The sequence below is a fragment of the Aeromonas sp. S13(2024) genome, from assembly GCF_041402405.1.
Lineage (GTDB): Bacteria > Pseudomonadota > Gammaproteobacteria > Enterobacterales > Aeromonadaceae > Aeromonas > Aeromonas veronii.
The window spans coordinates 40,869-54,535 of the sequence record NZ_JBGLRA010000015.1; the positions used below are offsets into that span (position 1 = coordinate 40,869).

9 protein-coding genes and 2 tRNA genes are annotated in these 13,667 nt (G+C 59.6%); 2 read left to right on the forward strand and 9 right to left on the reverse strand.

The window, feature by feature from the left end:
* Positions 1–79: 79 nt before the first annotated feature.
* The 9 genes from ACB042_RS17145 to ACB042_RS17185 all read right to left on the reverse strand — a co-directional run bounded on the left by ACB042_RS17145 (position 80) and on the right by ACB042_RS17185 (position 13,211).
* Positions 80–607, reverse strand: coding sequence for a potassium-transporting ATPase subunit C (locus ACB042_RS17145; protein WP_005355772.1), 528 nt, complete (start codon positions 605–607; stop codon positions 80–82).
* A gap of 62 nt (positions 608–669) precedes the next feature.
* On the reverse strand, positions 670–2,727 hold the full coding sequence (gene kdpB / locus ACB042_RS17150; RefSeq protein ID WP_047439857.1) for a potassium-transporting ATPase subunit KdpB: 2,058 nt from the start codon (positions 2,725–2,727) through the stop codon (positions 670–672).
* Between the two features lie 67 nt (positions 2,728–2,794).
* On the reverse strand, positions 2,795–4,489 hold the full coding sequence (gene kdpA, locus ACB042_RS17155) for a potassium-transporting ATPase subunit KdpA (protein WP_371178786.1): 1,695 nt from the start codon (positions 4,487–4,489) through the stop codon (positions 2,795–2,797).
* A 10-nt stretch (positions 4,490–4,499) separates the two neighbouring features.
* Positions 4,500–4,784 carry a hypothetical protein gene (locus ACB042_RS17160; RefSeq protein ID WP_236660784.1) on the reverse strand — a complete coding sequence of 95 codons (285 nt, stop codon included), beginning with the start codon at positions 4,782–4,784 and terminating at the stop codon, positions 4,500–4,502.
* 92 nt (positions 4,785–4,876) lie between these two features.
* Entirely contained in the window at positions 4,877–6,226 is a 1,350-nt protein-coding gene (gene gorA / locus ACB042_RS17165) for a glutathione-disulfide reductase (RefSeq protein ID WP_139753498.1), read from the reverse strand.
* A 76-nt stretch (positions 6,227–6,302) separates the two neighbouring features.
* Positions 6,303–8,270, reverse strand: coding sequence for an ATP-binding protein (locus ACB042_RS17170; protein WP_371178787.1), 1,968 nt, complete (start codon positions 8,268–8,270; stop codon positions 6,303–6,305).
* A gap of 118 nt (positions 8,271–8,388) precedes the next feature.
* The gene (locus tag ACB042_RS17175; RefSeq protein ID WP_371178788.1) at positions 8,389–11,469 is read right to left on the reverse strand and encodes a multidrug efflux RND transporter permease subunit; all 3,081 of its coding nucleotides are present in this window, start codon (positions 11,467–11,469) and stop codon (positions 8,389–8,391) included.
* Positions 11,470–11,484: 15 nt separating this feature from the next.
* On the reverse strand, positions 11,485–12,618 hold the full coding sequence (locus ACB042_RS17180) for an efflux RND transporter periplasmic adaptor subunit (protein WP_005339268.1): 1,134 nt from the start codon (positions 12,616–12,618) through the stop codon (positions 11,485–11,487).
* The gene (locus ACB042_RS17185; RefSeq protein WP_201954387.1) at positions 12,615–13,211 is read right to left on the reverse strand and encodes a TetR/AcrR family transcriptional regulator; all 597 of its coding nucleotides are present in this window, start codon (positions 13,209–13,211) and stop codon (positions 12,615–12,617) included. Before ACB042_RS17185 ends, ACB042_RS17180 begins: the two co-directional genes overlap by 4 nt.
* A 232-nt stretch (positions 13,212–13,443) precedes the next feature.
* On the opposite strand from ACB042_RS17185, the gene ACB042_RS17190 reads away from it, so the two are divergent.
* Positions 13,444–13,520, forward strand: a tRNA-Arg gene (locus tag ACB042_RS17190).
* Positions 13,521–13,571: 51 nt separating this feature from the next.
* Positions 13,572–13,647, forward strand: a tRNA-His gene (locus tag ACB042_RS17195).
* Positions 13,648–13,667: the final 20 nt, after the last annotated feature.

Sequence of the window (13,667 nt, forward strand, 5' to 3'; positions counted from 1 at the left end):
ACATCAGCCATTGTTATCCCTATCGAGCCAACCGCCCGTTTCGAAAATCGAGGTCATCACCAAACCGGAATGGGCGCCATCAGGCGCCCTTTTTATGATCCAGTTGCAGATTCAGCTGGAGAATGTTGACCACCTGCGGGCCAAGGATACCAGCTTGTGTGGCCGACTTGACCTGCTCCGTCAGTTGGGCGGGATCCAGTCCACGTTCTTTGGCGACGCGGTCGACCTGAGCCAGCACCGCATCCAGTGGCAGGTGGGGATCGAGGCCGGAGGCGGAGCGGGTCAGCATGGCGGGGGAACTGGTTCCCGGCTGTGCCTTGGCGGCCTGTTCGGCAAACTCGGCCCGCAGCGGTGAGCTCATCCCCAGATTGCTGGCGCTGCCGCCTATGGTGTTGAAGTCGCTGGCGGAGGGACGGGGATGGAAATAGTCAGCCCGCTCGAATTTCTGCCCCAGCAGGGCGCTACCGATGAGCTGTTGTTTGCTGTCGGTCAGCTGGCTGCCGTTGGCCTGCCAAGGGAACAGCAGTTGGGCCAGTCCGGTCACCGCCAGCGGATAACCCACTCCCAGCAGCAGGGTCAGGGTCAACAGGGTTCTGATTGCTATCATGATTCTCTTGCTCCAAAAGGATGGCTGGGGATGCGGGTCTGCCCCGCATCCCGGTTATGTCGTTACACCAGACCCAGGCCGGTAATGACCAGATCGATCAGCTTGATGCCGATAAACGGCACCAGCAGGCCGCCTACACCGTAGATCAGCAGGTTGCGGCGCAGCAGGCTGGCGGCCGAGCCTTTCAGGTCGACACCACGCAGTGCCAGCGGCACCAGCGCCACAATGATCAGGGCGTTGAAGATGATGGCCGACAGGATGGCGCTCTGCGGGCTGCCCAGCTGCATCAGGTTCAGTGCCCCCAGTTGCGGGTAGGCGGCGATGAACAGGGCTGGCAGGATGGCAAAGTACTTGGCCACGTCGTTGGCGATGGAGAAGGTGGTCAGGGCGCCACGGGTCACCAGCAGCTGTTTGCCGACCAGCACCACGTCCAGCAGCTTGGTGGGGTTGGAGTCGAGATCCACCAGGTTGCCCGCCTCCTTGGCGGCCTGGGTACCCTCGTTCATGGCCAGACCCACGTCAGCCTGCGCCAGTGCGGGCGCATCGTTGGCACCGTCGCCGCACATGGCGACCAGACGACCATCGGCCTGCTCCTGACGGATATAGGCGAGCTTCTTCTCCGGCGTTGCTTCGGCGATGAAGTCATCCACCCCGGCTTCGGCGGCGATGGCGGCGGCGGTTTTCGGGTTGTCTCCGGTGATCATCACGGTACGGATCCCCATATGGCGCAGGATCTGGAAGCGAGCCTTGATACCGGGCTTGATGATGTCCTTGAGGTAGACCACCCCCAGCAGTTTCTCCTGCGTGCAGACCAGCAGCGGAGTCCCACCCTGACGGGCGATGCTGTCGACTGACTTAAGCACCAGCTCAGGCACCGCCTTGCGGTCGAGGCTGAGGTAGTTCAACACGGCATCCACCGCACCCTTGCGATATTGATGACCGTTGCGATCCAGTCCGCTCAGGCGAGTCTCGGCGCTGAAAGGGATCACCTTGTCGCTCTCCAGCTGGCTCGGCTTGGCCATGCTCTTGCTGGCCAGAGTCAGGATGGATTTGCCCTCCGGGGTGTTGTCACCCAGCGAGGCCAGCATGGCGGCTTGTGCCAGCAGGGCGGGGTCGACACCCGGTGCCGGGATCAACTCGTCGGCCATCCGGTTGCCGAAGGTGATGGTGCCTGTCTTGTCCAGCAGCAGGGTACGCACGTCACCGGCCGCTTCCACGGCACGGCCAGACTTGGCGATGACGTTCAGCTTCACCAGTCGATCCATACCGGCAATGCCGATGGCGGAGAGCAGGCCGCCGATGGTGGTCGGGATCAGGGTGATAAAGAGAGCGATCAGGTAGAGACGCGGGACCTGGGTGCCGTTGTAGTCGAGGAACCAGGGCAGGGTGGCGACCACCAGCAGGAAGATCAGGGTCAAGCCTACCAGCAGGGCATCCAGCGCCATCTCGTTGGGGGTCTTCTGGCGCTTGGCCCCTTCCACCAGTGCAATCATCCGATCCAGCGTGCTCTCGCCCGGATTGTTGCTGACGCGCACCCAGATCTCGTCGGAGACGACCGTCGTGTTACCGGTCACGCCGCTGCGGTCGGTGCCCGACTCGCGGATGACGGGGGCGGATTCGCCGGTGATGGCGGCTTCGTTGACCGAGGCGATACCGGCGACCACTTCGCCGTCGGCCGGGATCATCTCGCCGCTGCGTACCAGCACCAGGTCCCCCTTCATCAGGCTGGTGGCGGGTACCCACTCGCCCTGACCATCTTTGGCATTCGCCACCCGACGGGCTTTGAGCTGGCTCATGCCCGCCTTCAGGCTGTCGGCGCGAGCCTTGCCGCGCCCCTCGGCCAGGGTTTCCGCGAAGTTGGCAAACCAGAGGGTGAGCCAGAGCCAGGCGGTCAGCTGCCAGGCCAGTGAGGGAGCAACGCCGGAGAAAGGCTGCCCCAGCAGGGACTCCACGGTCGCCATGACTGCGGCCAGCCAGAGGGTGAACAGGATGGGGCTGCCAAACAGCGCCTTGGGATTGAAGCGATAAAGGGCCTCAACCATTGCCTGGATGATCTGTGATTTCTGTTTTTTGCCCTTCACCAACATGGTGTCGGTGCTCATTGCAGTGGACTTGCTCATTGGAAAGCTCCCAGCATCAGATAGTTGGCCATTGGCATCCGGATGGTGATCGACAGGGTCAGGTTCATCAGAGTGCCCCTCCGATCAGGCTCAGATGTTCGGCCACCGGACCCAGTGCCAGCACCGGCAGGAAGGAGAGGCCACCTATCAGCAGGACGGTGATGATCAGCAGGGTAACGAACAGCGGGCCGCTGATGGGGAAGTCCCCTTCGCTCGTCTCCTGACGGGGCGCACGGGCCAGCTGACCGGCGATGGCCAGTACCGGAATGATGTAGCCGAAGCGACCGAGCAGCATGGCCAGACCGATGGCGATGCACTGCCAGTTGTCACCGGCGGCAAAACCGGCGAAGGCGGAGCCGTTGTTGCCGGCAGCCGAGGCGTAGGCATAGATGAGGCGTGACAGCCCGTGCGGGCCATCATGGCCGATGATGGTGCTGGCATCAGGCATCAGCAGGGTGACACCACCGATCACCAAAACCCCCACCGGCATCACCAGCATGCTGGCGACCACCCACTTCATCTCGGTGATGCCGAGGCGTTTGCCCAGATAGGTCGGGGTGCGTCCTACCATCAGGCCGCACAGGAACACGGTCAGCAGTACGAACAGCATCATGCCGTAGATACCGGAGCCGACCCCGCCGAAGATGACCTCACCCAGCAGCATGTTGATCATGCCCACCATGCCGCCGAGTGGAGTAAAGCTGTCGTGCATGGCGTTGACGGCACCGTTGGAGGCGGCAGTAGTCGCCACTTCCCAGATGCTGGAGAGCACAGGGCCGAAGCGGCTCTCCTTGCCTTCCCAGTTACCAGTCATGTTGCTGGCGTCAGTGGTGAGCTGGGCGAGGGCGTGATCCGGTTTCAGCTCCTGGGAGAGGGAGACGAAGAGCCCCAGCACCAGCATGAGGGTCATGGCACCGAGAATGGCGCGGCTGTGGGCCAGGTCCTTCACGTAGCGACCCAGAGTGCAGACCATGGAAGCGGCCAGCGTCAGCAGGGCGACCATCTCCAGCCAGTTGGAGAGGGCGGTCGGGTTCTCGAACGGATGGGCCGAGTTGACGCCGAAGAAGCCACCGCCGTTGGAGCCGAGCTGCTTGATGGCGATCTGCGAGGCGGCCGGGCCGAGCGGCAACAGTTGCTCCTGGCCTTCCAGCGCGTGGAACGGCAGGTAGGCCGACAGGCTCTGGGGTACCCCCTGCCAGACCAGCAGCAGCGCCAGGATCAATGCCATCGGCAGCAGCACGTAGAGGCAGAAGCGCACCAGATCCTGCCAGAAGTTGCCGAGGTGGGTGGTCTGCTGGCGGGCGATGCCGCGGAACAGGGCGATGGCAACGGCGGCGCCGGTGGCGGCGGAGACGAAGTTCTGGGTGGTCAGCCCCACCATCTGGCTGAAGTAGGAGAGGCTGGCCTCGCCGGAGTAGGCCTGCCAGTTGGTGTTGGTCATGAAGCTGACCGCGGTGTTGAAGGCGAGTTGCCAGTTCAGCCCGGGCAGCTGTTGCGGGTTGAGGGGCAGCAGCCCCTGTGCCAGCAGGATCAGGAACAGCAGGCCGAAGCCGGCGCCGTTGAAGGCCAGCAGGCTGAGGGCGTAGGACTTCCAGTCCTGCTCGCGCCCGTCCGTGCCGCAGCAGGCCAGGGTGGCGCGCTCGACGGGAGCCAGCCAGCGACTCTTGCCCTCAAATACCCGATACAGGTAGTTGCCAAGCAGAGGCGCCGGCAGCAGCACCAGCAGTACGAACGCGACGGGATAGATGATCTCTTGCCACATATCCGGTTCCTCACTCATGGGTGCGCGCAAGGGCGCGCAGCAGATAGCCCGCGAGGGCGAGGACCAGCAGCAGATATAGCCAATTCATATCGACTCCATTGGTGTAATTGACGACCAAATGGTAGGAATAACCGGCGTAAAGGCGCCATAAAGCCGGATTTGGCAGGCGTAAAATCGGCGTAAAAAAGCAGGTGTGGGTGCTATTTGAGGGAGGAGAAAGATCGAAAAACCCGGCCTGAGCCGGGTTTGGTTGCAAGTCGCTGAGGCTGACCTGATAGTGACAGGCCTGCTTCAAACATGCTTATCGCATGGTCACAAACTCTTCCGTGCTGGTGGGCTGGGGAGTGGGAACGCAGCGGTCGGTTTGACCTCTATGCCCTAGCTCCCTCAGCGCATGGTGACAAACTCTTCCGCACTGGTCGGATGGATGGCGACGCAGTTGTCGAAGTCCGCCTTGGTGGCGCCCATCTTCATGGCGACGCCGAAGCCCTGCAGGATCTCGTCCATCGCAAAACCGATGCCGTGCAGGCCGACCACCTTCTCTTCCGGCCCGACGCAGACCAGCTTCATCCGGGTGGGCTGGCGATGCTGGGTCAGCGCCGAGTACATGGCGGTGAACTGGCTGCGGTAGACCTTGACCTGATCTTCACCGTACTCGGCGACGGCTTCCGGCTCGGTCAGCCCTATGGTGCCGATGGGCGGGTGGCTGAACACCACTGTCGGCACCAGATCGTAGTTGAGGTGCTCGTTCGGCTTGTTGTTGAACAGCCTCTCCGAGAGACGACGGCCCGCCGCGACGGCCACCGGGGTGAGCTGGATCCGGCCGGTATTGTCACCCACCGCATAGAGGTTGGCGACGGCGGTATTCTGGAACTTGTCGGTCGGGATAAAGCCCTTCTCGTCAAGCGTGATGCCGGTGGCGGCCAGGTTGAGGTTATCGGTGGCGGGGACGCGGCCGATGGCCCAGATCAGGCAGTCGACGGTGAGGTGGCGACCATCTTCCAGCTGCAGGGTCAGGCTCTCATCGGCGTTCTTGACCACGGCTTTCGGAATGGCGTGGGTGTGCAGCTTGGGCCCTTCCTGCGCCATGATCTCCACCAGGGTCTCGTGGATCATGGGATCGAAGTTGCGCAGCGGCGCGTGCTTGCGCACCACCAGGTGGGTCTCGGAGCCGAGCGCCTGCATCACGCCGGCGATCTCCACCGCGATATAGCCGGCACCCACCACGGCAACCCGTTTGGGCTGTTCTTGCAACTCGAAGAAGCCATCGGAGTCTATGCCCAGTTCGGCACCCGGAATGGCCGGCACTTCTGGGCGGCCGCCGGTGGCGATCAGTATGTGATCGGCGCTGTACTGCTCGCCGTTCACCTCGATGGTGTTGCTGCTGACGAAGCGGGCGAAGCCCTTGATGACAGTGATCTGGTTCTTGCCCAGCACGTTCTGGTAGGACTGATGAATGCGGCCGATGTAGGCCTGGCGGGACTCGACCAGCTTGGCCCAGTTGAAGTGGTTGAGGGTGGTGTCAAAGCCGTAGTCGGCGCCATATTTCAGGGCATCGGCGATCTGGCCTGCATACCACATGGCCTTCTTCGGTACGCAGCCTACGTTGACGCAGGTTCCACCCAACTCTTTGGCTTCAATCAGGGCAACTTTCTTACCGTACATGGCAGCCCGGTTGGCAGAAGCAATACCGCCGCTGCCGCCGCCGATGGCGATATAGTCAAAATGCTGTGCCATTGCGAGGTTCTCCGCTCATTAAGAATGCAATCACAGCATGATGGGGATAAAGCGGCTGGCTCACAAGAGCCAGCGCTCAGTTATGTTGAATCGGCAGGCGAATATGGAACTGGGCGCCCTGGCCAGGTTCGCTGGCACAGCTGATACGGCCTTTCAGCAGTTGCACCACCAGGTTGTAGATGATGTGTGTACCCAGACCGCTGCCACCCTGACCCCGCTTGGAGGTGACGAAGGGATCGAAGATGCGCGGCAAGATTTCGGGCGGGATGCCGCGGCCGTTGTCTGAATAGTCGATCAACAGCTCTTCTCCCTGCTGTTCCACCTTGATGGTGATCTTCTTCGGTTTGTCCCAGTTGTCGAACCCGTGGTTGATGGAGTTGAGGATCAGGTTCGAGTAGATCTGGGTAAAACTGCCCGGGAAGGAGAAGATAGACAGCTTGGGATCGCACTGGATATCCACTTCGCACTGGCTCTTTTTCAGTTTGTGGCCGAGAGATACCACCACCTGATGAAGGTTGTCGGCGAGGCTGAAGTTGTAGCGAGCCTCCGATGACTGGTCGACCGCCACCTGCTTGAAGCTGGCAATCAGCTCCGAGGCGCGCCGCAGGTTGCTCTGCAGCAGCTGCATCGACTCGTCGAGGTTGACGGTGAACTCGTTGAGATAGGAGCGCGACAGCTGTTTTGACTCTATATGAGATTTGAAATCGGCAACCCGTTCCTGCAGGTAGGAGGAGGCGGTCACACTGATGCCTATGGGGGTATTGATCTCGTGTGCCACCCCGGCTACCAGCGAGCCGAGGGAGGCCATCTTCTCCGACTCCACCAGAGTTTGCTGGGCCTGTTTCAGGTCGTCGTACGCTTTGCCGAGCTGGTTGTTGGCTTCACTCAGGCTGCGGGTGCGTTCCACCACCTTGCCTTCCAGCTGTTCGTTGAGCTGGATTATCTCCCGCTCGACCTTTTTCAGCTGAGTGATGTCGTAGCCAAACCCGATCTGGTACTTGAGGTTGGGACCATCGTAGAAGGGGACGAAGGTCCATTGCAGTACCAGCTCATGAGCCTGCTGGTCATGCATGATGACCTCTTTGTCTGATAGTGAACCTTCCGCCGCCAGAATATCGTTCAGCTCTTCCCGTTGCGCCGGGCTGACAAAGAGATCCAGCCAGTTGTGTTGCAGCAGCTCCTGCTGGTGGTAGCCGGTCAGCAAGATGGCTGCCGGGTTGATGCTGGCGATGGTCAAATCCGGTTCCATGCAGCAGATGACCATGTTGGCGGAGTTGATCAGGGTGGCGGAGAAGTCCCGCTCCTTTTGCAGTTGTTCGACCGCCTGATGGCGTGCAACCAGCTCGTCACGCAGTCGGGTGCGCATCTGGTTGAGGGTGGAGACCAGGGTATCCAGCTCATCGGGTTTCTTGCGCGGCTGCGGGCGGCCTTCCAGCTCCAGCGCCATGTCGAGCCGATCGAGGTTGAACTTCTGGGCGTAGTTGGCGATGCGGTTGATGTGCCTGACCACCAGATAGTAAATGATGATCAGGATGCAAAATGAGACCACCAGGGTCTTGATGGTCTGGCTGACCATGATCAGCACCGATTTTTCGATGAGGCGCTGGTAGATCTGCTCGAGAGAGGCGGCAACGAACAGCTTGCCGACGATTTCACCCTGATAGGTGAGGTTGAATTCGCGGGAGATATCATAGCTTTCCCGCTCGACCCCCTGGGTCAGCAGCGGGACTTCGGAGTTGCCGAGCATCTCCTTGACCATCACGAACTGCATGTTGGGCAGGTTCATGATCCCTTCAATTTGCACTTTGACCTGCTCTTCATCCAGGTTCCACAAGCTGGCGGCGATGGGTTGCAGGAACGAGGCCTCGATCTGGCCGATGCTGTCTTCGATGACGGCAACATCCTTGCGGTAATCCCAGGCGAGTTGCAGCGCCGTAATGATCATCGCCAATACGGTACTGCAGACCAGAATGTAGGAGAGCAGGCGATATGAGAGTCCGTTGCGGCCTACGGCCCTGGCGGTCTTGGTGAAGAGTCCTGACATGGCGTCCTTGCGGTCTGGATGTGGTGTTTTTTAGTTTAACTGCTTCATGCACTTATGTCGTCTTTCCTGCGAAGCATAAAAAAGGCCCCGATACGGGGCCTTTGCATGTCATTGAAGATTAATGTCCGCCGCTTGCTTTGGGCGGAATGGTTTCATCGAATACCGGCAAGGGTTTGTGCTCGGAAGCCAAATAGGTGTAGATCACTGGCAGCACGAACAGGGTGAACAGGGTACCGATGGCAAGACCGGCCACGATGACGATACCAATGCTGAAACGCTGTGCCGCACCGGCACCAGCGGCGTAGAGCAGCGGGATCAGACCGGCAATCATGGCGGCGGTGGTCATCAGGATCGGACGCAGACGCACCTTGGCGGCTTGCATCACGGCTTCCATCCGGTTCATGCCGCGCAGCAGCTGCTCTTCCTTCGCTACTTCACAGATCAGGATACCGTGCTTGGTAATCAGACCCACCAGGGTGATGAGGCCCACCTGGGAATAGATGTTCATGGTCGCCATACCCCATGCCAGGGCAATCAAGGCCCCGCTGATGGCAAGCGGTACAGAGACCATGATGACCAGCGGGTCACGCACCGACTCGAACTGGATTGCCAGCACCAGGAAGATGATAGCCAGTGCCAGCGCGAAGGTGGCATAGAGCGCATTGCCTTCGGTGACGAACTGACGGGCTTCACCCATGAAGTCGTAACGATAGCCTTGCGGCAGCTTCTCGTCGGCGGTGGTCTGGAACCAGTTGATCGCATCACCCATGGCCACGCCCGGAGCCGGAACGGCGCCGATGGTGGCGGAGTTCAGCTGGTTGAAGTGGGGCAGGGCGCGGGGCTCGCCAACCACTTCAATGCTGATCAGGCTGCCGAGCGGGATCGACTTGCCGTCTGCGGCCCGCACGTAATAGCCCTTGATGGACTCCGGATTGAGACGGTATTTGCGCTCGACCTGCGGGATCACCTCGTAGGAGCGGCCATCCAGGTCGATACGGTTGACGTAACCGTCCGCCATCATGGTGCCCATGGTGATACCTATATCCTGCATGGTGATGCCGTAGGCACCCGCCTTGTCCTTGTCGATGCGGATCTTCATGGTGGCGGAGTCGTAGTTCAGATCGAGATCCGAATAGACGAACTGACCGTTACTCTGCGCCGCTGCCAGAATTTCACCGGCTACCAGGAACAGGCTTTCGAAGCTGTTCGGGGTGGTGATGACGAACTGGATAGGCAGACCACTCGATGCACCCGGCAGTTCCGGGAACTGGAAGGTGGTGATGGCCATACCCGGGATGTCTTTCACCAGATTGGCGACCCGATCCAGCACCTCTTTCTGGCTCGCTTCACGCTGGCTCCAGGGCACCATGGAGGCGATACCGAACGCCTGGTTGGCGTTGAACACCCCGGAGAAGACCTGGGAGAAGGCGATCTCGGGCTGGTCGTCCAGGATCTTGTTCACATCCGCCATGGTGTTTTCGATGTAGTCCAGGTTGGCGTTGGACGGTGCGGTACCCAGCACGGCCATTACCCCCTTGTCCTCTGACGGTGCCAGTTCGCTCGGGATGAACTTGAACAGCAGCGGCAGGCTGGCGAAGACGATGACGGCGAACACCACGATGACGGGGCGCTTTTTCATCACGGCGTGCAGCATGCTGTCGTAGCGATCGGTCATCCGCTCCAGCAGGTGGTGGACTGTGCTCTCGAACTTGCCCGGTTGCTCGTTGGCCTTGAGCATCTTGGAACACATCATCGGTGACAGAGTCAGGGCGATGATGCCCGAGACGAACACGGCACCGGCCAGCGTCAGGGCAAACTCTTTGAACAGAGAGCCGGTGATGCCCCCCATCAGGGCGATAGGCGCGTATACCGCCGCCAGGGTGACCGTCATGGCGATAACCGGTACCGCAATTTCACGGGTACCGATAATGGCAGCCCGGAACGGTTCTTCCCCCTCCTTGATATGACGGTCGACGTTCTCCAGCACCACGATGGCGTCATCCACCACCAGACCGATCGCCAGCACCATCGCCAGCAGGGTCATCAGGTTTATCGAGAAGCCGAACATATCCATCATCATCACTACGCCGATAAGACTGAGCGGAATGGTGATGATCGGGATGATGACCGCGCGGAACGAACCGAGGAACAGGGTGATGACCACCAGAACGATGGCGGCTGCCTCCAGGATGGTCTTGATAACCTCGTGGATGGACTCGTTGATCGCCACGGTGGAGTCATACATCACGTTGAGACGCATGGTGCTCGGCATGTTGCGCTCAAGGCTAGGCAGCAACGCCAGCACATCGTGGGCGATGTTGATGGGGTTGGCTGTCGGCGCGGCGTTGACCGCCATGACCACGGCTTCGCGTCCGTTGGCGCTGGCGCGATAGATGTCGTGGCTCTTCTCGAGGGTCACCTTGGCAATGTCGGAAAGGCGGATCACCTTGCCGTCACGGGTAGCAACCACCAGACGCTTCAGCTCGTCGACGTCCTTGACCTGGGTCTCGGCGTTGCCGTTGAACAGGGTAAAGTAACCGGTCGCCTGACCTGTCGCGGACTGATAGTTGTTGCTGTTGAGCACCGTCATCACGTCACTGGCAGTCAGGTTGAAGGCCGCCATCTTGGCCGGATCCAGCCATACCCGCAGGGCAAACTCGACACCACCGTAGAGATCAACCTTGGAGACCCCGCCCACGGTAAAGAGCTGCGGCTTGATAACCCGCTCCAGATAGTCGGTGATCTGGCTGGAATTGAGCTCCGGGCTGGTAAAGCCGAGGTAGAGCACCGCCGTGGTTGAACCGGTGGAGGAGGTGACCGACGGGTCTTCCGCCTCTTTCGGCAACTGGGATCGCACCGAGTTCACCTTCGCCAGGATGTCGGACAGCGCGGCGTTGGGGTCGGTGTTGAGCTTCATGTACGCAGTGATGGTGGAGCTGCCCAGCTGGCTGGAGGAGGTCATGAAGTCGATGTTGTCGGCTTGCGCGACCGCCTGTTCCAGCGGCTGGGTGATGAACCCCTGGATCAGATCAGAACTGGCGCCATAGTAGCCAGTGCTGACGGTGATCACCGTGTTGGTCACCTCGGGGTATTCCCGTACCTGCATCTTGAAGATGGCCTGAAAGCCCAGCAAGGCGATCAGGAAGCTGAGCGAGATCGCCAGCACAGGCCGTTTTATAAATATGTCAGTAAATCGCATCGCAGATCTCCGCGCTTACAGCATCGGGGTTTGTGCCGGAACGGCCAGGGCGTCGTTCTCGACCACATGCACCTTGGTGTCGTTGCTCAGGCGAACCTGACCCGACAGTACGATCTGGTCACCGGCCTGGATGCCGGAGAGCACATGCACATCGTTGCCACGGCGCTCACCGGCCTTGACCACAACCTGCTTGGCTCGCAGCACTTTCACCTTGTTACCCTCTTTGTCGGTCTCTTCGCCCTCTTTGAGCACGTAGACGTTCTGACCGTAAAGGGTGAAGGAGATAGCGCTCTGCGGGATCACGATCTGATCTTTCACCGTCGGCAGAATGATGCTGGCGCGGGCGAACATACCGGAACGCAGCTGACCGTCGTTGTTCGGAATGTCTGCCTGTACCTGGATCAGGCCGCTCTGGAAGTTGACCGCAGGTTCGATGGCGGTGATATGACCGTCAAACTGGGTTTGCGGATAGGCATCCACATTGATCTTGATGGTCTGGCCCAGCTTGATTTTGGAGATATCGGTCTGGGGCACGGTGAAGCGCAGGCGCATCACGCTGGTATCTTCCAGGCGCACGATATCTGTGCCCGGCTGCAGATACTGACCGAGGAACACATTGCGCAGGCCGACCACGCCGCTAAAGGGCGCACGGACTTCACGACGGGCAATGGTCGCCTTCAGACTCTCGATATCTGCTTCCAGCGAGCGATAGGCCGCTTCGGCTTCATCCAGCTGCTCTTTGGAGATGGAGCTGGTCTTGTAGAGGTTCTGGAAACGATCGAACTTGGCTTTTGCCGCTGGCAGCTTGGCCTGGGAGGCGCGCAGATTGGCCCGCTCCACGGTGGAGTCCAGGCTCAGCAGCAGCTGGTCAGCCTTGACCGGTTTGCCTGATTCGAAGGTGATGGCGTCAATGGTACCTGCCAGTTCGGTGGAGAGGGTCACCCCCTGATTCGGCTCGATGAAGCCGATCGCTTCGATGGTCGGTACCCAATCCTGCGCCTTGGTCACCATAGCGGTGACGGGGAATTCGGGTTCCGGCCGGTTGGCCATGTATTGGGCAATCATCTTCTGTTTGAACAAATTGAAGCCGATGACGCTGCCAAACAAGGCGATCGCTATCAGCAACATAATGGCCATCCACTTTTTCATGAACAGGCTCCTGAGGTGGAAAGAATGGGGGATAAAATGGCATTCCAGCTGGCCCGGATCGCGGTTTCCAACTGCGATTCGGTCAGCGTGATGTTGTGAACCCTGCACTGCAGGGCCAGATGCATGACACTGTCCAGACTCAACACCTGGAGTGCCCGTATCGGTAAATCAATAAACAATCCTTGTTCAACGCCCTGTTCAAAAAATCGGTCCAGAGGCTCCCAGGCAGCCAGAATGACAGGATTGGTCTCCAATTCTGCCCCTAGCGGAGAGCTCTCGTACTGCAATTTGCACCGGATAGCGTTGGGTTCGTTAACAAAAATGGCATGAATATTGAGCCATAATTGGCGAAATTGTTGAAATGAAACTTTATCGATTGCTACATCGGCCATGACCATGGGCACACACTGCAAGATAGTGTGCTGGTGCAGTTGCCGGATCAGATCATCCTTGTCGCCGAAGTAACGATAGATGGTGCCGGTGGCAACATTGGCCTTCTTGGCGACTTCCGCAATCGACAGACCATGAAAACCCCGTTCACCCAGCACCTCATGGGCCGCGTTGAAGATGCTCTCTTTTTTATCCAGAATCATCAGTGTGACTTTCGATTGAATGAACGTTCATTCATTCTAGATGGGCATCAAATCAAGTCAAGGCAGCAAGGTGATTTGCGACTGCGATCTGCCCCTTTTCGGCTGTCAGCAGGGGAATAGAGGAAGAAAAGTGCGCAATGTGCTTGAAAAAACAACGAACAGTGTTTCGGTGACAGAAAAGTGTAGACAAACCAGCAACCATCATTAATAATGCGCCCCGTTCGACAGCGTAGCGCCCGTAGCTCAGCTGGATAGAGCGCTGCCCTCCGGAGGCAGAGGTCACAGGTTCGAATCCTGTCGGGCGCACCATCAAAAGTGCGTCGGTTAAACGGGCGTTGTTGTGGAACGAAAACAGCTGTGGTGGCTGTAGCTCAGTTGGTAGAGTCCCGGATTGTGATTCCGGTTGTCGTGGGTTCGAGCCCCATCAGCCACCCCATTTTACAGCTTGTCAGGTAC